At 52.3% G+C, this 19,732-nt stretch carries 23 protein-coding genes and 1 riboswitch; of the genes, 7 read left to right on the forward strand and 16 right to left on the reverse strand.

Annotated elements, in window-relative coordinates; translation table 11 throughout:
- Positions 1-24 precede the first annotated feature (24 nt).
- On the forward strand, positions 25-258 hold the full coding sequence (locus TW77_RS00175; RefSeq protein ID WP_046002947.1) for a helix-turn-helix domain-containing protein: 234 nt from the start codon (positions 25-27) through the stop codon (positions 256-258).
- 68 nt (positions 259-326) lie between these two features.
- Here TW77_RS00175 and TW77_RS00180 read toward each other — a convergent pair whose 3' ends face one another.
- On the reverse strand, positions 327-860 hold the full coding sequence (locus TW77_RS00180) for a hypothetical protein (RefSeq protein ID WP_046002948.1): 534 nt from the start codon (positions 858-860) through the stop codon (positions 327-329).
- 134 nt (positions 861-994) lie between these two features.
- Positions 995-1,693: a tRNA1(Val) (adenine(37)-N6)-methyltransferase gene (locus TW77_RS00185; RefSeq protein ID WP_046002949.1), complete on the reverse strand. Its 699-nt coding sequence runs from the start codon at positions 1,691-1,693 to the stop codon at positions 995-997.
- Between the two features lie 67 nt (positions 1,694-1,760).
- On the opposite strand from TW77_RS00185, the gene srmB reads away from it, so the two are divergent.
- The 4 genes from srmB to TW77_RS00205 all read left to right on the forward strand — a co-directional run bounded on the left by srmB (position 1,761) and on the right by TW77_RS00205 (position 7,048).
- On the forward strand, positions 1,761-2,993 hold the full coding sequence (gene srmB, locus TW77_RS00190; protein WP_046002950.1) for an ATP-dependent RNA helicase SrmB: 1,233 nt from the start codon (positions 1,761-1,763) through the stop codon (positions 2,991-2,993).
- 169 nt (positions 2,994-3,162) lie between these two features.
- Positions 3,163-4,209: a glutathione synthase gene (gene gshB / locus TW77_RS00195; RefSeq protein WP_046002951.1), complete on the forward strand. Its 1,047-nt coding sequence runs from the start codon at positions 3,163-3,165 to the stop codon at positions 4,207-4,209.
- Positions 4,199-6,178, forward strand: a complete 1,980-nt coding sequence (locus TW77_RS00200; RefSeq protein ID WP_052712983.1) for a flavohemoglobin expression-modulating QEGLA motif protein — start codon at positions 4,199-4,201, stop codon at positions 6,176-6,178. The genes gshB and TW77_RS00200 overlap by 11 nt, the downstream gene beginning before the upstream one ends.
- A gap of 69 nt (positions 6,179-6,247) precedes the next feature.
- Positions 6,248-7,048 (forward strand): hypothetical protein, encoded by an 801-nt coding sequence (locus TW77_RS00205; protein ID WP_046002953.1) that lies wholly within the window; start codon positions 6,248-6,250, stop codon positions 7,046-7,048.
- Here TW77_RS00205 and TW77_RS00210 read toward each other — a convergent pair.
- Genes TW77_RS00210 through TW77_RS25900 form a run of 4 tightly spaced genes read right to left on the reverse strand, consistent with a single transcriptional unit; the run spans position 7,020 to position 9,476 of the window.
- Positions 7,020-8,195 (reverse strand): MFS transporter, encoded by a 1,176-nt coding sequence (locus TW77_RS00210; RefSeq protein ID WP_046002954.1) that lies wholly within the window; start codon positions 8,193-8,195, stop codon positions 7,020-7,022. The two genes, TW77_RS00205 and TW77_RS00210, sit on opposite strands and share 29 nt — an antisense overlap.
- Before the next feature lie 54 nt (positions 8,196-8,249).
- Complete coding sequence (locus TW77_RS00215; protein WP_046002955.1) at positions 8,250-8,507, reverse strand: hypothetical protein; 258 nt, start codon at positions 8,505-8,507, stop codon at positions 8,250-8,252.
- Positions 8,508-8,520: 13 nt separating this feature from the next.
- Positions 8,521-9,300, reverse strand: coding sequence for a peroxide stress protein YaaA (gene yaaA / locus TW77_RS00220; protein WP_046002956.1), 780 nt, complete (start codon positions 9,298-9,300; stop codon positions 8,521-8,523).
- 44 nt (positions 9,301-9,344) lie between these two features.
- On the reverse strand, positions 9,345-9,476 hold the full coding sequence (locus TW77_RS25900; protein WP_275041919.1) for a hypothetical protein: 132 nt from the start codon (positions 9,474-9,476) through the stop codon (positions 9,345-9,347).
- A gap of 124 nt (positions 9,477-9,600) precedes the next feature.
- Here TW77_RS25900 and tal point away from each other — a divergent pair, with 124 nt between their 5' ends.
- Positions 9,601-10,551, forward strand: coding sequence for a transaldolase (tal, locus tag TW77_RS00225; protein WP_046002957.1), 951 nt, complete (start codon positions 9,601-9,603; stop codon positions 10,549-10,551).
- A gap of 299 nt (positions 10,552-10,850) precedes the next feature.
- Positions 10,851-11,042 carry a DUF3545 family protein gene (locus TW77_RS00230; RefSeq protein ID WP_046002958.1) on the forward strand — a complete coding sequence of 64 codons (192 nt, stop codon included), beginning with the start codon at positions 10,851-10,853 and terminating at the stop codon, positions 11,040-11,042.
- Between the two features lie 45 nt (positions 11,043-11,087).
- On the opposite strand, the gene ung is transcribed toward TW77_RS00230, so the two are convergent.
- The 10 genes from ung to TW77_RS00280 all read right to left on the reverse strand — a co-directional run bounded on the left by ung (position 11,088) and on the right by TW77_RS00280 (position 19,727).
- Positions 11,088-11,747 carry a uracil-DNA glycosylase gene (gene ung / locus TW77_RS00235; protein ID WP_046002959.1) on the reverse strand — a complete coding sequence of 220 codons (660 nt, stop codon included), beginning with the start codon at positions 11,745-11,747 and terminating at the stop codon, positions 11,088-11,090.
- A 2-nt stretch (positions 11,748-11,749) separates the two neighbouring features.
- Positions 11,750-12,631 carry a cobalamin-binding protein gene (locus TW77_RS00240; protein WP_082078768.1) on the reverse strand — a complete coding sequence of 294 codons (882 nt, stop codon included), beginning with the start codon at positions 12,629-12,631 and terminating at the stop codon, positions 11,750-11,752.
- Positions 12,631-13,230 carry a cob(I)yrinic acid a,c-diamide adenosyltransferase gene (gene cobO / locus TW77_RS00245; protein ID WP_046002960.1) on the reverse strand — a complete coding sequence of 200 codons (600 nt, stop codon included), beginning with the start codon at positions 13,228-13,230 and terminating at the stop codon, positions 12,631-12,633. Before cobO ends, TW77_RS00240 begins: the two co-directional genes overlap by 1 nt.
- On the reverse strand, positions 13,227-14,708 hold the full coding sequence (locus tag TW77_RS00250; protein WP_046002961.1) for a cobyric acid synthase: 1,482 nt from the start codon (positions 14,706-14,708) through the stop codon (positions 13,227-13,229). Before TW77_RS00250 ends, cobO begins: the two co-directional genes overlap by 4 nt.
- Positions 14,705-15,247, reverse strand: coding sequence for a bifunctional adenosylcobinamide kinase/adenosylcobinamide-phosphate guanylyltransferase (gene cobU / locus TW77_RS00255; RefSeq protein ID WP_046002962.1), 543 nt, complete (start codon positions 15,245-15,247; stop codon positions 14,705-14,707). Before cobU ends, TW77_RS00250 begins: the two co-directional genes overlap by 4 nt.
- Positions 15,244-16,020 carry an adenosylcobinamide-GDP ribazoletransferase gene (locus tag TW77_RS00260; RefSeq protein WP_046002963.1) on the reverse strand — a complete coding sequence of 259 codons (777 nt, stop codon included), beginning with the start codon at positions 16,018-16,020 and terminating at the stop codon, positions 15,244-15,246. Before TW77_RS00260 ends, cobU begins: the two co-directional genes overlap by 4 nt.
- Positions 16,017-17,081 (reverse strand): nicotinate-nucleotide--dimethylbenzimidazole phosphoribosyltransferase, encoded by a 1,065-nt coding sequence (gene cobT / locus TW77_RS00265; RefSeq protein WP_046002964.1) that lies wholly within the window; start codon positions 17,079-17,081, stop codon positions 16,017-16,019. The genes TW77_RS00260 and cobT overlap by 4 nt, the downstream gene beginning before the upstream one ends.
- 16 nt (positions 17,082-17,097) lie before the next feature.
- On the reverse strand, positions 17,098-18,090 hold the full coding sequence (locus tag TW77_RS00270) for a FecCD family ABC transporter permease (protein ID WP_046002965.1): 993 nt from the start codon (positions 18,088-18,090) through the stop codon (positions 17,098-17,100).
- Positions 18,087-18,884, reverse strand: coding sequence for an ABC transporter ATP-binding protein (locus tag TW77_RS00275; RefSeq protein ID WP_046002966.1), 798 nt, complete (start codon positions 18,882-18,884; stop codon positions 18,087-18,089). Before TW77_RS00275 ends, TW77_RS00270 begins: the two co-directional genes overlap by 4 nt.
- Before the next feature lie 80 nt (positions 18,885-18,964).
- Positions 18,965-19,083, reverse strand: a riboswitch (cobalamin riboswitch).
- A gap of 29 nt (positions 19,084-19,112) precedes the next feature.
- Positions 19,113-19,727: a histidine phosphatase family protein gene (locus TW77_RS00280; RefSeq protein WP_082078769.1), complete on the reverse strand. Its 615-nt coding sequence runs from the start codon at positions 19,725-19,727 to the stop codon at positions 19,113-19,115.
- Between the last annotated feature and the right edge of the window lie 5 nt (positions 19,728-19,732).

Here is a 19,732-nt window from a genome sequence, read left to right on the forward strand (position 1 = left end):
ACAATAAACAAAGGAACTACCACTATGGACTTTTTTTCCCGATACATTACCGGTGATGATCTCAGGAAGTTAAGAAAGAACAAAGGCGTGACAACACAAGCAATGGCCACTCAGCTTGGTGTATGTCGTAAAACCTATGAAAACTGGGAACGCGATGTTGGCCAACCTAAACTCAACCAATTCTTTGCAATGGTGACCTTTTGCTCCGTAGATATCTCTGATTTTCTGACCAAAATACGTCAGCACGGTCAGGCATGACTCTCTTCCCTCAGAGCGTTCGAAATAAGACTGCTCTGAGGGTTATAGTAGAACAGCTAAAAATTTCTTCAGGCTTCAGCCAGTGCCTCAGGCAATTCATGCACCCAACGTACTTCCCTCATCCAGTTAGTCATGTTAGGAAACCCTTGATCCGGACAGGTCATATCCCAAGCCGTCAACAGCGGATCGCCAAATATTCCCCCATTTTGAAATGTCTCCTTCAGAGACTGGCTCATGCCCCGATAACTGTCTTCCGGGAACACCAGATCAATTGGTAACCCGAGGTGCTTAATGGCCGCTACAGACCAGGCCGTTGCCGCCATTTCTTCACCGTCCATCGCTTGTTTTTCGCGCCCATTTTTGAGCCCGTTTTTATAAACGTCTTTGTGTAGCTGTGGCCTGAATATCGGCTCACACACCGCGATATGGCCGGCTTCATGGAGTATGTCCCCGGGACAAACCAACTGTTCAACGTCTATATGCAGTACGCCATGTACGATTTGTAGTCCCGGCATAAACATCTCGCCCTCAACAGGGCAAAGCGCATAGGGCAAATTAATGTCGCTCAGAAAGTCACAGATGATTTGAGTATCTTGGTCCATTATCGGCTCCTTGCACTGGGCATGCATTGACCCAGTTTGGTCTTATTTGATGATTTGCGAGTGTAGCGTTGTTAATACATCTTAGATATTACATAAGATTACTGCATGAATGCCGATTACGCCGCCGATTTGGGTCACATTTTTAGATAAAAATCACGACACAGATCAATAAACGCCTCGCTATACTCCCCCATTTTGTTTCTCACACACAGACTGTGCAGCTCCTGCGTGGTTTGGTTGCGGTGGAATTCCAGCATCAGCCTGCTCACAGGTTTGTCGGGCGTCATGGACACATTACAACGGCGTGCCAGATATAGACCGCGCTGAACAGCCAGTGCAATAAAATCGTGCCCTTCCTGAGCTGGCAAAATCACCGCCAGCCGACCTCGTGCGTGACTGTGACACATAAATGCGTCTATAAGCTGCACAAAGCTCAGGCTGTCGGTATGGCGCGCAGTGTTACGAGCGGCATCCGGCCCTTTTAAGCTGTGGTTAAAGTACGGAGGATTGCTGATCACCAAATCATAAGACTGGTCCGAGACGAATGCCTGAATGGGTGCCTGGTGTATACAAATTCCCTCCCAGGGGCTGGCGCAAATATTATCCTTTGCATCCAGAGAGGCCTGTGCATCAATTTCAACCGCATCTATAGCCAACGATGGGGCGCGCTGTTTGCACATCAAACTCAGTAACCCCGTGCCTGCGCCAATGTCGAGCATGCGCTGGGCACCGGCCACAGAAACCCAGGCGCCGAATAACACCCCATCGGTCGACACCTTCATTGCACTGCGCGATTGCGCCACCGTAAATTGCTTAAATGCAAAGCCTGCCATTTTGCTCCTTTGAGAAACCCGGATTGCCAAGTATAATTCCGCTATTGTCCTTTATTTGTGATGCACTATGCAATTTACTGAATTCGATCTCGACGGCACACTACTGACTGCCATAAAAAAAATGGGCTTTGAGCAAGCCACCAGCATTCAACAGCTGGCCATTCCTGAGGCCCTGATGGGCCGCGATATCCTTGCTTCCGCACCAACGGGCACAGGTAAAACAGCCGCGTTCCTGATCCCGGCAATTCAGTATTTGATGGATTTTCCGCGTCGCGACCCGGGGTTTGCCCGTGTGCTGATCATGACGCCGACCCGCGAGCTGGCCTACCAGGTGTTTGAGCAATGCGAAGCGCTGGCAGCAGGCACGCACCTGAAAATCGGGGTGGTGACCGGGGGGATCAACTACGGCAGTCACAAAGAGATCTTCGAAAAGAACAACGATATTCTGATCGCCACGCCGGGGCGTTTAATGGAATACCTCGAAACCGAGAACTTCCATGCCGATAACGTTGAGCTGTTGATCCTTGATGAAGCCGACCGCATGCTGGACCTGGGCTTTAAAAAAGAAATGCTCAAGATCTGCAACGAAGCGAAAAACCGCCGTCAGTGTTTCCTGTTTTCAGCGACCCTGGAGGGCGACAGTGTTGAGCTGTTTGCCGAGCGTATCTTAAAAGATCCGGCGCTACTTGAAGCCGAATCATCACGCAAAGAAAAAGGTAAAATTCATCAGTGGATCCATCTGGCCGATGATTACGAGCATAAACTGGCGATGCTGGCCAACCTGCTGCAAAGTGAAGACGTCACTAAAGCCATTGTGTTTGTCAAAACCCGCGAGCGTCTCGAAACACTGGTTGGCGAGCTATACACCCAGGACATCAAAACCACCTGGTTGCGTGGTGAAATGCCACAGGACAAGCGCATGGCCGCCATGGCCAGCTTCCACAGTGGTCGCACCCGCATTCTGATCGCCACCGATGTGGCGGCACGTGGTATCGACGTTGCGGATATCAGCCATGTGATTAACTTTGATATGCCGCGGACCGCCGACATTTATGTCCACCGTATTGGCCGTACCGGTCGTGCCGGTAAAAAAGGCACCGCTATTTCACTGGTTGAGGCCCATGATGCTGAGATCCTCGGTAAGGTTGAGCGCTATACGGAGCAGAAACTAAAACGCCGGGTGATCGAAGGCCTGGAGCCAAAACACAAAGAAGCTAAGCTGCCGAAAAAGAAAAAAGATCCGGCAAAAATCAAAGCCAAGAAAAAGGCCGCCAAAGTCAAAGCGAAAAAGAAAAAGTAGCCTGACCAGAGCCATATCAGGACGCCGCCCGGCGTCCTGCATTTTTCCTTCCAGCCCTTATTACTCCCTTTATTTTTTATCCTGACGATAAAAATAACTCGCGAGCTAAGCACAGCTTTTGTCGTTATAGTCGCCAAAAATAAGCCTGATTAAGTGATCTATTCCGACAGTGAAAATTTGTTTTATTATGTACCCGTGGGAGCGGGTTGACGCCGAGAACGACAGTACCCTGCGCCTGATCCACGAAGCGGTGTCGCGCAATCACATTGTTGCCATTACCACAGTCAATGCCCTGACCATCCGCGACAGCGTTGCGAGCGCGTTTTGCGATGTGTTCGTCAAGCAGGACAAGGTCTCCGACAACTTCGTCAGTTTTTACAACAAAGCCCAGTTTAAGCGTACTCAGTTACCGCTGGCCGGTTTTGATGTGATTTTTATGCGCGCCAATCCGCCGCTCGATACCATGGCCATGAACTTTCTTGACTCTGTGCGCGACGATACTTTTATCGTGAACGACATCGACGGGCTGCGTATTGCCAACAATAAGTTGTATACCGCGTCCTTCCAGGGCACCGCCAGTGAGTTTATTCCAGCCACCCATGTGTCAAAAAACAAAGAGTACCTGGAGCGGATCTTCGCCGAGTCCAGCTGCGACAAAATGATCCTCAAGCCACTCGACGGCTACGGTGGTCGTGGTGTCATTGTGCTGGAAAAAAGCGCCAAGCAGAGCTTCAGCTCTCTGCTGGAGTTTTATATTGGTGGCGATGAATCTGGTAAAGGCAGCAATTATGTGATTTTGCAGGAGTATGTACCCGGCGCTGCAGAGGGCGATGTGCGGATCCTGATGCTCAATGGCGAGCCCATTGGAGCGATGAAACGGATTCCGGCCAGTAATGAAGTACGTGCCAATGTGCACGCCGGTGGCAAAGTGGTTAAGCATAAACTGACCGCGCAGGAACAAGCACTGTGTAAACACATAGGCCCTAAACTGGTACGTGATGGCCTGTACTTTGTGGGCATTGATGTAATTGGCGGCAAGCTAATTGAGGTGAATGTGCTCAGTCCGGGCGGGATCTCTCGTATCAACCGTCTGAACCGCACCCGCCTACAGGTGCAAGTGATCGACTTTGTTGAAAGTGTGGTGCATGCCAAAGAGCTGGTAAACCATCGTAAAAATGCATTTCGTCAGGTAATTGAAGATGCCCATGCAGTCTGAACAAGCGCTGGTCGCGGCCCTTGCCGCCCAGCAACCCTTTGAAGGGGAAGTGGCCGGCGGTGCCGTGTATTTGCACATTCGCGAATATGTGCCTTATGTGGCGACAGCCGTCCATGCCGGAAGCCGCTTGCGGACTTCCTTGCACGGCAATATGGCGCTGAGCGAGCAGGCCCGTTTTGAAGAGGAAGATCCCCACACCGGCGAGCTGATTGATGCCATGCCGATTGTGTTGATAGCCCGTGACTCCCGTTACGAGTACGATCTTAACCGTGCACCGCAGCAAGCCATTTATACTCAGGCGTGGGGCAAAGAAGTCTGGCAACTGCAGCCCGATGGCACCGAGCGCGATCTAAGTCTGTCTAAACATGCGGCCTACTATCAGGTGCTTAAGCTGGTACTGGATACACTGGAGAAAAAGTTCGGTGCCTGTCTGGTGTTCGACATTCACAGCTACAACTGGCAGGTTCGCCAGTATGACTTTGCGCCCGACTTTAACCTCGGCACTGCCCAGCTTGATGCGCTACGCTGGCGTCCGGTGTTTAATACTCTCAGGCAGCAGCTGTGCCGCAAGAAGTTTCAGGGCGCGCCGCTGAGCTTTGCCGAAAACAGCGTGTTTCAGGGAGACGGCTACCAGGCCACGTTTGTCACTAAAACATACAAAAACACCCTGATCCTGCCGCTGGAAGTGCGTAAGTTCTTTATGGATGAGCTGACCGGAGAGCTCTATCCGCTGGTGTTCGAAAAGCTCAAACGCAATCTGCATATTGCCCTGACCCAGACCGCGCGGTTTTTTATTAAACGCTATTGCTCCAAAGCCATGGTGCAGTTTAACCATGTTCAGCAACATATAGATCCGGCAATTAAGGCGGTCGATCTGGCGCTGTATAAACTGGCCCGTAACCTGGACACCCTGCATTATGTGAACCCAACGAACATTGCTCAGGAAAAGCGCCGATTCTTTAACAAAAGCCATTACCGGCCCCAGTTTAAGTATCGCCCGCTGCGCATGGATCCCTATGAATTTAAAGAGCAGCTCTATCGCCTGCCCGTGGCGGACATCGGCGATCCGCTGATCAAAGACATTTATCGCAAGCTGATTGATAATTTTGCCACAAAAATTGACGTGATCACTCAGGTCGGCAAAGAGCAGTTCTTGTATAACTCGCTGCGTTACTATGGTGAACCGAGTGTCGATGACATCGCCAACGCGCGCTTTATCATTCATGCCACTGAGCCACAACCGGCGGCCCCAAAAACCATCAATGCCGAGCAGGCACTGGGCCGGTTTGAGCAGGCCATTGCACAGATGCAGCTGCCCTGTAAGGTGAGCCTGTCGACTAAGCTGGTGGCCAAGGCCATGGTGGATAATGGCAAGAAAACCCTGCTGGTTAACAGCACGGCGATGTTCTCTGAACTGGATGTGCGAGCGCTGATTGAACATGAAATTGGTGTGCACCTGCTCACCACGCTTAATGCCGAGCAACAGCCGCTGCATCTGCTGCGCCTGGGCCTGCCGGGCAACACTTATACTCAGGAAGGCCTGGCGATTTTCCGTGAGTTCCAGTCGGGGAATATCAACCTGATGCGCCTGAAAACCCTGGCGCTGCGGGTGTTGGCGGTGGATAAAATGGTCAAAGGTGAGCAGTTTTATCAGGTGTATGAGTTTTTGCGTGATACCAGCTACCTGGGCAGCGCCGAGGCATTTGGCCTGACGACCCGGGTGTTTCGCGGTGGCGGGTTTACCAAAGACCATCTATATCTGAAAGGCTTCAGAGACGTGGTGAAGCTGTCGCAGCAGCGCTCGCTCGATAATCTTTATCTGGGCAAAACCGGGCTGGCACAGCTGGATGCTATAGACATGCTGGTTGAACGTCAGTTACTGGATAAACCGGCCTACCTGCCGGATTATAGCCGCGATCCAGCTCAACCGGATGCTATTCTCAGCTATCTGATCAGCTGTATAAAATAAGCCAACGGCTTTTATCTTGTCAGACACGGGGTTACACTGCATACAGTACTCACTGATGCAGGAACCCCGATGCTCACAGCACAACAAGTCACCGATCTGGAAGTGTATCTGGCCCATTTACGCCTGAAGATTGACCCCGCACTGGCACAAAAGTATCCCATCTTTGCGGGCAAGCCTTATCCGCTTGGGCGCTGTAAAGAAGTCCGCAATGCTATCCAGGAGCTGCTCAAAGCTGAGCTGGCAAAAGAGCCAGTTGCCGCACCACTACAACCGCTCAAAGCGCTACTGGATAGCGGCCTGACGCTCGAGCCGGTATGGGGCTCGCTGCGTGATGAGTATTTTCAGAATGCGCTGGTGGTCGGCCCCTGGTACCTGGATGCAGCCAATGATACCGTCAACCCCAATAAACCCCGGGTCGAGATCCGTTTACTCGCAGAGTCAGGGTTTGGTGCCATTACCAGCTTTGAGCAATTCGTTAAAATCGCTCGCAGCTACTGGGAGGTCGACGTCTATCGTAATGAGATTTTCCCGGCACTGGCGCCGTTTTTGCCTTTGGTGTGTGTGAGCCATACCGGTGTCAGCTGGTTTGCCGCCGCCAACGACGACATGCTGCTACTGGCACGCGACAGTGCCTTTGAGCTGGTCGAGCGGATGCTGCCCACCTTGCCTGCGCCGCCACCGGCACTCACCGACAAATGGCTCAGCGCCGCGGCCAGTGTTGATATGCCAAGCCAGTTGTTAAAAACGCAGACACGCAGTGCCCAGGCCATGTGCCAGCACTACCGCAACGAGGGCAAACATCAAGATATCCTGTTTCGCGATGAAGTGGTGCTTGCCTACCTCAGCCTGCCGGTAAACGTGCAGGTGTAACACTGCCTCTGGACAGCACAAGGGTGGCTATTAAAGCGGCCACCACCACAGGCATGCTCCACAAGTTGAGCGTCTGCCAGCCCACCGTGGCTTCCAGGAATCCAGCACTCAGTGAGGATGCCACCACCATGCTGAAGACCAGAAATTCATTACAGGCTTGTGCCTTGGCACGCTCCTGCGGCGCATACGTCTGACTGACCAATTGTGTGGCGCTGATAAACATAAAGTTCCAGCCTACGCCAAGGGCAAATAAGGCCAGTAAAAAATGCCAGTGGCTCACGCCCAGCAGGTTAATACCGGCACTCGCCAGATACAACACACAGCCTAACAGGATCATAACGCGTGCCCCGAAGCGTTCAATCAGCTTGCCGGTAAAAAACGACGGCAGGAACATGCCCAGCACATGCCACTCAATCACCAGTGCGGAATCTGCCAGATCAAAGCCATGACGATGCATGGCCAGCGGCGTTGCTGTCATCAGAAAATTCATCACGGAATAACTGATCATGGCCACCAGCACCGCCAGCTGAAACTGCTTCTGTGCTACGATTTCTTTCAGTGTCCGGGCGGGTGCTTCAGTGGTATGTGGATCCACTTCCGTAAAGCGTACGCCCTGTAGCAGCAGCAAGGCGAGCACATACAAGCCGCTGAGCGCAACAAATGAATTGGCATAATTAAGCGCCGGGTATACCTCATTGACCCAGACGGCCAGATTCGGTCCTAAAATCGCTGCCACCACACCACTGGCCATAATAGTCGAAATGGCCGTAGCGGGCTTGTCACTGGCCTCTATGGCGGCAAATCGATACAAGGTGGCAAAACCAATACCGATACCAATCAAAGTGGTCGCCACACAAAACAGCGCAAAATCGCTTTCTCTGAGCGCCCAGACACCCAGCAAGGTGCCGCTGATCCCGACCAGATTACCCAGTGAGAAGCCCAGTCTGCGACCGGTTTTAGCCATGATCAGCGAGGCCGGAATGGTCGCCATCAACAACCCTGCCATCTGCATAGCCACAGGCAAAGTAGTCAGCGCCGCCGACGGGCTGAGCAGCTGCCCCACCAGCGCAGAGATGGTCACCAGCAGAATATTTCCCGTGGTGATCAGGCCCTGACAGCAGGCCAGCAGCAAGACATTTTTATTCAATGAGATAGCGCTCCAAAGATCTGAGAAGAGGGCTTGTCGCCCTTACGCGGGTTATCACTCCCACTCAGGAGGGATAGTTTTACGCTCAGCAGGCGCGCTCACACGGCATTGATTCGCCTGTTCATAACAACGCTGAATACACCGTGCCTGAAGCGGATCAGCACTGACATAATCGTCCTGGCAGCGCTGCACACAGGCACGCTCATTATGCTCGCATGTTACAATAACGCCACCAGCCTGCGTACTGAACTGACCCTGACAGCCAGCCAGTAAGCCCATAATTACACTTAACCCTAGTCCTTTAGTCATCATGCTTTACTCCTGCTTAGTTTTGCTCAGCGCGCAAAAACACCGGCTCATTGGCTTTTTGGGTGGCTTCTTCGCTGTAGTAGTAACCCGCCACATCAAACGCTTTTAATGCCTCGGGAGACTCGACCTGGTTGTCCAGAATGTAACGCGCCATCATGCCGCGGGCTTTTTTGGCATAAAAACTGATGACCTTGAACTGACCATTTTTGCAGTCTTTAAAAACAGGCGAGATGATCTCGGCTTTGAGTGCCTTTTTGTCTACCGCTTTAAAGTATTCATTTGATGCCAAGTTGATCAGCACCTGACTATCCGCCTCTGCCAGCGCTTCGTTAAGCTTGTCGGCAATGATACGGCCCCAGAATTCATAGAGGTTTTTGCCGCGCGGATTATCCAGCTTAGTGCCCATCTCAAGGCGATACGCTTGCATCAGATCAAGTGGCTTAAGCACGCCATAAAGGCCAGACAAAATACGCAAATGTTGCTGTGCATAGTCCAGTGTTGCGTCATCCATACTCGCTGCATCCAGGCCGGTGTACACATCGCCATTAAACGCCAGCACAGCCTGCTTGGCATTATCGGGAGTAAAAGGCTGCGACCAGTCGGCAAAACGCGCCGCATTCAGACCCGCCAGCTTGTCGCTGATCTTCATCAACGTGCCTATCTGTTGCGGTGATAAGTCGCGACACACGTGGATCAATTCTTCACTGTGTGTGAGCAGTTCGGGCTGGGTAAAACGCGCGGTATGCGCCGGAGTATCATAATCGAGATTTTTTGCCGGGGAAACGAGAGTGATCATGGCCTGCCTATTGACTTAACTATTGATAAATGTCAATTTCAACACTATCCCCCGGTGAGCGCAAGCGCAATATTCAGCGGGGGTTCGACACTGCTTGCCCAGTTGCTGGCAGACCAGCCTGTTTGCAGTTCGTCACGCAAACCCCGACTGACGAAATGCGCTCTTGCATCCAGCATTCGGATTTTCTCGTGAAGTGACCTCGCAAATACGGACATATGACCTATTCACACAGGTCACGGTAATGCAACATAGGAAAAGTAGACTTTTTGACACGCTGCTATGAATTGGAATGAGGACAGCATGACTTCAGCATTAGATAGGCTAAAACAGCATTCATCTATCGTCGCCGACACCGGAGATATCGAGGCAATCCGTAAACACCAACCGGAAGATGCCACCACTAACCCGTCTCTGCTTTTAAAAGCAGCCGAGATGCCTGCTTATCAGGACTACCTGAAAGCAGCCTGGGATTACGCCAAAAGTCAGCATGACGACGCGGCACAACAACTGGAACTGGCTTGTGATTACTTTGCCGTACTGATTGGTAAAGAGATTGCCAATATTGTACCTGGCTATATTTCAACCGAAGTCGATGCACGCTTATCGTTTGATACCGAAGCAACCATTGCCAAAGCACAGCAGCTACTGGCGCTCTATGAGCAGCTGGGTGTCAGCAAAGACAAGATTTTAATTAAAATCGCGTCTACGTGGGAAGGCATCAAAGCCGCAGAAGCGCTGGAAAAGCAAGGCGTGAAATGTAACCTGACCTTGCTATTCAGTCAGGCGCAGGCCCGTGCATGTGCCGATGCTAACGTGTTCCTGATCTCGCCATTTGTTGGCCGTATTCTGGACTGGCACGTCGCCAATGGCCTGGAAAAGCCGACTGATCCACTACAAGATCCAGGCGTACAGTCTGTACGCAGTATCTTTGAATTTTACAAACGTCATGGCTACAACACGGTTGTGATGGGTGCAAGCTTCCGTAACACCGGCGAGATTGTTGCACTGACCGGCTGTGACAAGCTGACTATCAGCCCGGCACTGCTAGAAGAGCTGGGTGAGCTGCCAGCTGCAGAAGAATACCTGCTGGACAGCGAGTATGAGGTTGTTGCTAAACCGGCACCTCTGAGCGAAAGCGAGTTCCGCTGGTTGCACAACCAGGATGCCATGGCCACTGAAAAACTGGCTGAAGGTATTCGTGCCTTTGCTGCGGCTCAGGAAACTCTGGAAGCACGCTTCAAAGCGCTATAAGCACAAAGCATATAATGCGAAAAACGCCACCTTGTGTGGCGTTTTTTTATTCCCGACGATTTATCACTCCGTTCTGCACCTTCCTGCCCGCCAGCGCTTTATTTTCCTGACTCCAGCATAACTTGAAGCAAATTTGAGCTTCATCAAACTGTCACCTGCTTTTAACCTGCCAGACACATTTTTATTTTACTTTTCTCTTGTCTGTGGTATACCAGCATTACTTGAAGTGTGTTTTTCATTCAAATTGGGTAATGCGTAAACACAAATCTTTGAGGTTAGTACATCAATAGGAGAAATTCATGGATAGCCTAGACGATTTTATTTCAACACTAGAAAGTCCTGCACCAAAGAGAAGAACCTCAGCAAAAGGCAAAAAAAGAAAGTGGCGTGAAATTGAAGCGCTGAAAGACAAACAACGCCTGCGTAAGGAATTGGAAGAACTGGATATCTTCGCAGACAGCATTGACCTGGACGAACTTGACTTTATTTAACAAAAAAGGCGCATTTTGCGCCTTTTTTGTTGCCTAAGTTTGAGCTCAGACTTGCCAGTCAATGGGCGTTTTGCCCATGCTTTGTAATAGCGTATTGGTTTGCGAGAAGTGCTGACAGCCAAAAAAACCGCGATGCGCTGACAGCGGAGATGGGTGAGGTGCGTGCAACACGTGATGACGTTGCTGGTCAATTGCCTTGCCTTTCTTTTGCGCATGCGCGCCCCACAGCAAGAAAATAACCCCTTCGCTGTGTTGGTTAAGCTGTGCAATCACGGCGTCGGTAAAGCGCTCCCAGCCGAGATGCTTATGCGAGTGTGCCTGTCCCTGCTCCACCGTCAGTACGGTGTTGAGTAGCAGTACGCCCTGCTCTGCCCAAGGCAGCAAATAGCCGTGGTCAGGGATTTGAAAGCCCGCGATGTCTTGTGCCAGTTCTTTATACATATTGGCCAGCGATGGCGGCGCCTTGACTCCTGGCAACACAGAGAAACACAGTCCGTGAGCCTGATTCGGTCCGTGGTAAGGGTCCTGTCCCAGGATCACCACTTTGACCTGATCAAAAGGGGTCGCCTTGAACGCCTCAAACACAAAGTCCTCAGGAGGATAGACAGTGACGCCCTGCGCCCGACGCTCGGCAACATAGTTTAGGGTGTCCTGAAAATACGCTTGTTGTTTTTCGTGCCCGAGCACGTCACTCCAGGTTGTCATGTTTAGTTCCCAGTTATTGTGAGTTTCTGATAGTAAGTTCGCGAAGCATTCAGTTTATCACATAATCCGCTCAGTCCTTCAAGCACCCGGCTGGTATATCGGTGCAATAGATCGGCGTTCACTTCTATGTATTGCTGATGCTTGGCAGCCGGGATTTCTGGCCACTTTTGCCAGTCTATTTTTGGCTGCGCTTTTTTGGACTTTTCCTGCGGGATCACTATCACCTGTGGCTTAGTATGCAGCACGTTTTCGATACTGATCTGCGGATATGCCGTGGTGGCATCAGCAAATACGTTGCTGGCTCCACACACCTCCAGGGTTTGATGGATCCAGGTGGTACCATTGACTGTCATCATAGGCGCAGGCCATAGCTGGTAAAAAACAGATACAGGCGCGGCCGAGCGATAACGTTCCAGCAATTTTACCAGGCCTTGCTCAAAGCGTCGGGCCACTTGCTCAGCGTTATCTTCCAGAGCGGTTAACTGACCCAGCCAGCGCAGCGAGTGCGGGATCTGTTTTAAATCTTTGGTTTTGCTGTACACCACTTTGATGCCAAGCTGCTCAAGCTTATCCAGGTCGGCTTGTTGATTGCCACCCTGCCAGGCAATCACCAGATCGGGCGACAAAGCCAGCAATTTCTCCAGTGCAATGCCATGATAACCGCCAATACGGGGGATCTGATTGGCCTCAGCCGGAAAATCCGCGTACTCCACGGTCCCGACGATGCGCTCCCCTGCGCCAATGGCATATAAGTTCTCGACTATGTGTGGCGCCAAAGCCACAATCCGTTTGGCAGGCGGCGAGGAGCTATCATCTGCGCTCGCTGAAATCGCAGTCAACAAGAATACCATGCTCAGCCAGATGATGATAAGGACCTTGTTCATCAAAAGTCGAATCCTTTTTGTGCTTTGATCCCCGCTTCAAACGCGTGTTTCACATTGCGCACCTCACTGACGGTATCGGCCAGTTCAGTCAGGCGACGATGTGCACCCCGACCGGTGATGATCACCGACTGCATCGCAGGGCGGTTTTCCAGCGCCTCAATCACTTCATCCAAATCAAGATAGTCATAGCTGACCATATAGGTGAGTTCATCCAGCAGCACCAGATCGATACTCTCGTCTTGCAACCACAGCTTTGCCTGCTGCCAGGTGTCCTGTGCCGCCTGGGTATCTGTTTCGCGATTTTGTGTCTCCCAGGTAAAGCCCGTCTTCATAACGGCAAACGGCACCCCCGCACGCTCCAGCAAGTTACGCTCGCCGCACTCCCACATGCCTTTAATAAACTGCACAACCGCTGCATTCATGCCATGGCCCACGCAGCGAGCCACGGTACCAAACCCTGAAGTCGACTTACCTTTGCCATTGCCGGTGATCACCTGCAATATGCCTTTTTCTTCCTGTGCCTGCTCGATTTTGGCATCGACCTGCTCTTTTACTTTTTGCTGTCTTGCCTTGTGTTTGTCCTGATTGTGTTCGCTCATGTTGTCCTCTGCTCACTAATTGCCAGAATTTTATCTATGTCTAAATGGGTTTCGCACATATCTGCCAGCCGCTCAAGTTGCTGCTCCCGATGCTCAGCCAGATTGAATCCGCCACCACTGTAGCGACCTTCGCTTGCCCAGTGTAGTACACAGGTTAGCCCCTCGGGACTGTCAAACAGTCCGTGCAAGTAGGTGCCTGCCAGCTGGTTGTCCTCACTGATAAACCCATCAACTTGCCACCCTGATGGATGTGCAACAAACTGTAAAAATGGCTGCGCCAGTGCCGGGCCCTGACTGATCCCGCAGTGGATCTCATAGCCATTCAATGGCGTTTGCTGTGCGTTTAAAAGGCAGTTTGCCTGCACCTGAGTCAGGGTTTTATTACGCGTCAGTTCGGTATCAAATTCCGCCAGTCCCAGGCCTTTAATAGCGCCCAGCGTCGATTCAACCTGCTCCGGATCGCAAATGCTATTGCCCAACATTTGAAATCCGCCACAGATCCCAAGCACCTTGCCGCCGTAACGTACATGGCGTTGCAGCTCAAGGTCCCAGCCTTCTGCGCGTAAAAAGGCCAGGTCATTAAGGACATTTTTACTGCCGGGAATGATCACCAAGTCGGCTGCGCCTATGGTTTCGGTGTGGCGCACATAACGCAAGTCCACTTTGGGGTCTAATCGCAGGGTATCAAAGTCGGTGTGATTACTAATATGTGGCAGTAGCAGTACCGCTACTTTGACCTCAGGACTGTCGATGCGATTGGCCATAGTCACGGCATCTTCGGCATCCAGCGCCAGATCATGCAGGTAAGGCAGCACGCCCAATACAGGTTTACCGGTATGCTGCTCCAGCCAGTCCAGGCCGCTTTGCAGTAAGGCAATATCGCCGCGAAAGCGGTTGATCACAAACCCCTTAACCAGAGATTGCTCATATTCACTCAGCAGCGCCAGGGTACCAACCAGATGAGCAAACACGCCACCCTTGTCGATGTCCGCAATGATGATCACCGGGCAATCTACCTTACAGGCAAATCCCATATTAGCAATGTCGTTCTCTCGCAGATTAATTTCCGCCGGGCTCCCGGCCCCTTCTACCACACACAGTGCATACTGTTCTCTGAGCCTTTGGTGTGAGGTCAGTACCGCCTGCATCGCAACTTTTTTGTAGTCATGATAGCCCGCCGCTTCCATGTTGCTCAGCGCTCGGCCATGTACGATGACCTGGGCACCGGTATCTGAATTCGGCTTAAGTAAGATGGGGTTGAGGTCGGTACTGAGCGGTACTTTAGCGGCCATGGCCTGTAGCGCCTGAGCCCGGCCAATCTCGCCACCATCTGGTGTGACCGCACTGTTAAGTGCCATATTTTGTGGTTTAAACGGAACGACCTTAACGCCACGGCGCTGTAATGCCCGGCACAAGCCAGCTACCAGCGTGCTTTTACCCGCATCAGAGGTGGTGCCCTGCACCATTAACGTATTCATAGCTCCCCTCCTTTAAGTGTCAACGGCAGACCCGCCATCACAAAATCGACTTTATCCGCCAGTGCGGCAATGTCCTGATGTAACCAGCCTGCTTCATCAACAAAACGGCGACTCAACTCGCCAAGCGGCACGATGCCGTGGCCCACTTCATTGCTGATCAGAATAATCTGTGCATGGCTGGATTTCAGGGCACTCAGCAGCGCCGCGCGCTTGCTTTGAAATGCCGAGTTGCTGTAGTCGCACAGCGCTGTGGTCAGCCATAACGTCAGGCAGTCAATCAATACGCCATCATTGGGGCCAAGCGTGCTCAAAACCTGATCTAATGCCCAGGGCTCCTCGACTAGCTGCCAGTGCCTGGTGCGCGTTGCCTGATGATGGGCGATCCGCGCGGCCATTTCCTCATCCCCGGGGCGTGCCGTGGCCACATAAATTAGCCGGGTAACTTCGCCGTCACTCAGCCAGCGCTTGGCTCTTTGCTCACCTAACCTGCTTTTTCCTGAGCGAGCCCCGCCGAGGAGCAATTCCACCCGTCCTGTCATAACCAGACACCCAGGCAAAATAGATACACAGCGACCTCACCCAGTTGCTGCGCCGCGCCCAGACAGTCTCCGGTATAGCCACCAAGCTGGCGCTTAAACCAGTAAATACAAATCGTGCGGCATAGCCAAAGTACACCAAGCAGCGCGATGCTTTGCCATAACGTAAACAGCCCGGCTAACCAGCTCACTATCAGCAAAGCAAAGCCACAAACGTAGAGTAACTGTTTACTTTCATAGGCAAGAGACTGGGCAACCGGCTTCACTTTACTCTGCGCATCCGCCTGCACATAGTCCAGTTTACCGATCAGGCTGGTCGCCATAGCCCGGCTCAGGCCATGGGCAAGAATGAGCGCACCGCAGACATAAAGGGCGCGCTCACTCAGTGCCAGCAAAGCCTGATATTTGCTAAGCAGCAAGATGATCAATGCGGCAGCACCATAAGTGCCAAGGCGGCTGTCTTTCATAATGGCCAGCTTGTCGGCCACGCTCCAGCCGCCTCCAAAGCCGTCCCAGACATCGGCAAAGCCATCTTCATGGAATGCGCCGGTGATCAGCAGTCCGCCGCCTAGCGTGAGCAATACCGCCATGCCTTCGGGCAAGAAGCTGCTCAGCAATAAGTAGATAAGGGCCAGCAGAGCACCCAATAACACGCCCACCCAGGCAAAGTAGCCACTGGCCTGATTAATATCCTGCTCGCTGACCTCGCCCGTCACTTTAACGGGAATACGGGTCAGAAAAATCACCGCCAGCTTAAATTGTCTCAGCGCATTCATGAGGGTTCAACCACCTGAGTGACGGCCGCGGCCTCGAAGCTGGCCATCTGATAATAAAACGCCAGCGCACTCTGACACAGGGGCAAGGCCAGTGCGGCACCGGTGCCCTCACCGAGCCGCATGTTCAGGTTAAGCAGCGGCTCAACATTGAGCCAGTTCAGCATCGCCTGATGCCCCTGCTCACCTGAGCAATGGGCAAAAACCATATAATCTTTACACGCAGGGGCAATCCGATAAGCCAGCATGGCCGCGGCTGTCGCAATAAAACCGTCCACCAGAACGATCTTCTGAGCACGGGCAATCTCCAGCATGGCGCCGACCATCTGACATATTTCAAACCCACCTAAACGGCGCAATACTTCACGTGGGTCATGCAATGCCTCACGATGTAATCGCAAAGCCTGCTCGATAAGTTGTTGCTTTTTCTCTACCACCTCGTTGCTGACGCCGGTGCCTCGCCCGACCGTTTCGGCACTTGTTAGCCCGCTCAGGGCAGAAAAAATGGCCGCCGCGGCGGTGGTATTGCCGATCCCCATTTCGCCCAATGCAAATAAGTTAGTGCCTGATGCCAGTGCTGGCTTTACCGCTTCTTGACCTAATGCCAGGCCTTGATCCAACTGCGCTTCACTCAGTGCTGGTTCAAGGTGCAAAGGTCGGGTGATATTACCAAGACGCTGCGACACCACATTCAGCTCAGGCGCCGGTGGCGTCAAAATACCACAATCAATCACACTCAGTTGCCAGCCAAGCTGAGCGCATAAAACATTAATGGCCGCGCCACCAGTGGCAAAGTTAGCCACCATCTGGGCGGTCACTTCACTGGGTGCAATGGAAACGCCTTCGCCTGCAATGCCATGATCGCCGGCAAAGATCAGCATCTGAGGCCTTACGATATCTGGCCTTTCGCTTTCAAGCTGACTGCGCTCCATGCCCTGACTTAAAATCGTGACCAGCTGATGTGCCAGCGTTTCAAGCTTGCCCAAAGCGCCCTGAGGCTTAGTCTTCATTTCTATGGTGTGCTGAATATGCGTGTCATGCTGGCGGTTGAGTTGTGGGATCATAAAGTCTCCGGTTAGATCAGATGCTGGCGGCACGCTTTTTGGCGATTAACAGCGATAAGAAAAACACGCTGCCAATCGCTGAGGTGATCACCCCAATCGGCAGCTCCTGATTGTCTATCAGGGTACGGGCAAGTACATCGACCCACAGCATCATGAGTCCACCTGATAAGGCCGTCGCTAACATACCCACAGTGCGAACCTGAGAGATAAAAAAGCGCACGATATGGGGGATCATCAGGCCCACAAAGCCGACGCCACCGCAGGCCGCGACAATCACGGCCGTTAACATCGATGCCAAAATTAACATGCCCAGCCTGAGCCGGTGGACATTCACCCCCAGTGTGACCGCGCTCTCATCTCCAACCAGCAGGGCATTCAGGCTGCGGCGCATTAACAGCATCAAAACACAACCGACTAAAACAACCAATGCAGGCAGCCACAACCATTGCCAGTCTGCGCGGCTGAAACTACCCAGGCTCCAGAATATAATCGCGCTGATGGCTTGCGGATCGCTCCAGTACAACAGCAAACTGGTAAAGGCAGAGAATAAAAAGGTCAAAGCGACACCCGACAACAACATGTTTTCAACCAGGGCGGTGCCTTTGTGAAAGGCAATCAGCAGCAACAGACCCATTGCCACAGCACTGCCCGCAAACGCGGCACCGGACAACGCCAGCGCACTTTGCACACCAAACAGCGCTACCAGCAACACCACACCAAATGAGGCGCCAGAGGAGATGCCAAATAAGTAAGGATCGGCCAGCGGGTTTCGGGTAACTGTTTGCAAAATAAGCCCGGCAATGGCCAGCCCGGCACCGGCAAAGAATGCCAGTAGGGTGCGGGGTAATCGCAGCTCTACCACAATTTTCTGGGTCAGTATGCTGCTATCATAGTTACTCAGTGCCTGCCAGACTTCACCCCAGCTCAGAGATACAGCGCCGACAGACAGCGCACAGAGCAAGCTGAAGATGCAGGCCAAAATTAGGCCAGGTATCAGCAAAGCCTTCATAACTGATACCCATAATGATAACGAATGTGAGGCACACCCGGTGCACTGCGATGAAGTCCGGGTACCGTTTCTACTTCGGCACACACCCCAAAAATGTCGCTGAGTAAGTCGGGGGTTATGATATCCAGAGGTGTGCCCTGAGCCACCAGTGTGCCTTGTGCCAGCACCAGCAACTCATCGCTGAGCGCTGCCGCCAGGTTTAGGTCGTGAAAAGAGGCAATCACAGTCACCCCCATGGCTTTAGCCAGCTCCATGATCTGGATCTGGTATTTCACATCGAGATGACTGGTTGGCTCGTCCATTATTAACAGCTCAGGTTGCTGAACCATAGCCCGCGCTATCATTGCTCGTTGTTTTTCGCCACCGGACAGGGAGTCAAACTGCTGCTGCGCCTTGTGGCTCAGGCCCACACGCTCAATGGCTTCTAAAATACGCAGCTTATCGTCGGCATTGACTGTGCTAAAGAGGGTTTTATGTGGTGTGACCCCCATCGCCACCACCTCAAACAGCGCCAGGTTAAACTGACTGGGGATCTCCTGTAAAACAACCGCAACCTGACGCGCATAAGCCCGGCGGGGGTAGTCAGACACAGGTTTACCCGCATAGAGAATTTCGCCCTCAGTCTGCTCCCAGTAACGATACAGGCAGCGTAATAAGCTGGATTTTCCCGCCCCGTTTGGCCCAATCAGGCCAATAAACTGACCGCGCGCGATAGCAAAATTTAATCCGCTCAGCACAGGCTTATTGCCGAGGTTCAGGCTCAGGTTGTGTACGGAGATTTGTGGTGAAGTCATACCGCCTCAAATACGGACGGCAGCAGAGCTGGCCACTCGCATTGCTACGACTGGCCTTCTGTACTGACTTAAGTGCGCCCGCTTAAGTGTAGGTATTGGCCTTGGTATCTGGCTTCAGACCAAAAGTCCATTACAGTTGCGGGGACAGCTGAGGGTTTGCACCTCATTCCCAATGACTGCCAATACAATACGATTCTAGATTTAGTGCCTATTATGAAGTCCAGACGTCTAAAACACAACTTTCGGCCAGGCACGACCGGTGTCATCAAAGAAGACGATTACTTTAATCACTTTGGCATAGCCTATCTCGAGATGAGATAAATGCCTATCAAAGCCCTCTGGTAAACCTAACCAGATCGCCAGCAACTGTTTAATCACCCCCGCATGGGTAACAATGGCGGTGCTCTGAAATGAGGGCGTTGTTGTGAACTCCTGCCACCAGTCACTTAAGCGTAAGTGAAATGCTGACATTTGCTCACCGTTTGGTGGCGTATGCTGCCACGGGCTCTGCCAGAAATCCCCAATTCCGGGCGACTGTGTTGACTGCCAGAGCGCCTCATAGCTTTGTCCGTCCCAGTCGCCAAAATCCATTTCACTGAGTCTGGGGTCAACCTGGAGTGGCAAACCGGCTGATTCACAAAACGCGCGCGCCACTGTCTGACACCGCTGCAGCGGAGAGCTAATCACCTGAGCTATCGGATCACACACCTGAAGGCGGGCAAAGACCTGTTCATTACCCGATACGCTTGCCGGCATATCTGTGCGCCCAAGCAAACGACCGGTTTCAAGTGGCTCACCATGGCGAATAAAGTACAAGGTTTGTTGCATTGGGTTAGGGCTCATTTATT

Origin of the sequence: Pseudoalteromonas rubra (assembly GCF_000967655.1) — a bacterium.
In the GTDB taxonomy this organism is placed as follows: Bacteria; Pseudomonadota; Gammaproteobacteria; order Enterobacterales; family Alteromonadaceae; genus Pseudoalteromonas; species Pseudoalteromonas rubra_A.

Bases quoted from the DNA above. Each gene is read 5' to 3' on its own strand.
- ung (WP_046002959.1), bottom strand. From the start codon at position 11,747: ATGACAACCTGGAGTGACGTGCTCGGGCACGAAAAACAACAAGCGTAT.
- TW77_RS00270 (WP_046002965.1), bottom strand. From the start codon at position 18,090: ATGAAGGCTTTGCTGATACCTGGCCTAATTTTGGCCTGCATCTTCAGC.
- TW77_RS00180 (WP_046002948.1), bottom strand. From the start codon at position 860: ATGGACCAAGATACTCAAATCATCTGTGACTTTCTGAGCGACATTAAT.
- TW77_RS00230 (WP_046002958.1), top strand. From the start codon at position 10,851: ATGGATAGCCTAGACGATTTTATTTCAACACTAGAAAGTCCTGCACCA.
- cobT (WP_046002964.1), bottom strand. From the start codon at position 17,081: ATGATCCCACAACTCAACCGCCAGCATGACACGCATATTCAGCACACC.
- TW77_RS00185 (WP_046002949.1), bottom strand. From the start codon at position 1,693: ATGGCAGGCTTTGCATTTAAGCAATTTACGGTGGCGCAATCGCGCAGT.
- yaaA (WP_046002956.1), bottom strand. From the start codon at position 9,300: ATGATCACTCTCGTTTCCCCGGCAAAAAATCTCGATTATGATACTCCG.
- tal (WP_046002957.1), top strand. From the start codon at position 9,601: ATGACTTCAGCATTAGATAGGCTAAAACAGCATTCATCTATCGTCGCC.
- TW77_RS00250 (WP_046002961.1), bottom strand. From the start codon at position 14,708: ATGAATACGTTAATGGTGCAGGGCACCACCTCTGATGCGGGTAAAAGC.
- TW77_RS00260 (WP_046002963.1), bottom strand. From the start codon at position 16,020: ATGAATGCGCTGAGACAATTTAAGCTGGCGGTGATTTTTCTGACCCGT.
- TW77_RS25900 (WP_275041919.1), bottom strand. From the start codon at position 9,476: ATGCTGGATGCAAGAGCGCATTTCGTCAGTCGGGGTTTGCGTGACGAA.
- TW77_RS00215 (WP_046002955.1), bottom strand. From the start codon at position 8,507: ATGATGACTAAAGGACTAGGGTTAAGTGTAATTATGGGCTTACTGGCT.
- TW77_RS00205 (WP_046002953.1), top strand. From the start codon at position 6,248: ATGCTCACAGCACAACAAGTCACCGATCTGGAAGTGTATCTGGCCCAT.
- TW77_RS00240 (WP_082078768.1), bottom strand. From the start codon at position 12,631: ATGAACAAGGTCCTTATCATCATCTGGCTGAGCATGGTATTCTTGTTG.
- cobO (WP_046002960.1), bottom strand. From the start codon at position 13,230: ATGAGCGAACACAATCAGGACAAACACAAGGCAAGACAGCAAAAAGTA.
- TW77_RS00275 (WP_046002966.1), bottom strand. From the start codon at position 18,884: ATGACTTCACCACAAATCTCCGTACACAACCTGAGCCTGAACCTCGGC.
- cobU (WP_046002962.1), bottom strand. From the start codon at position 15,247: ATGACAGGACGGGTGGAATTGCTCCTCGGCGGGGCTCGCTCAGGAAAA.
- TW77_RS00175 (WP_046002947.1), top strand. From the start codon at position 25: ATGGACTTTTTTTCCCGATACATTACCGGTGATGATCTCAGGAAGTTA.
- TW77_RS00200 (WP_052712983.1), top strand. From the start codon at position 4,199: ATGCAGTCTGAACAAGCGCTGGTCGCGGCCCTTGCCGCCCAGCAACCC.
- TW77_RS00280 (WP_082078769.1), bottom strand. From the start codon at position 19,727: ATGAGCCCTAACCCAATGCAACAAACCTTGTACTTTATTCGCCATGGT.
- srmB (WP_046002950.1), top strand. From the start codon at position 1,761: ATGCAATTTACTGAATTCGATCTCGACGGCACACTACTGACTGCCATA.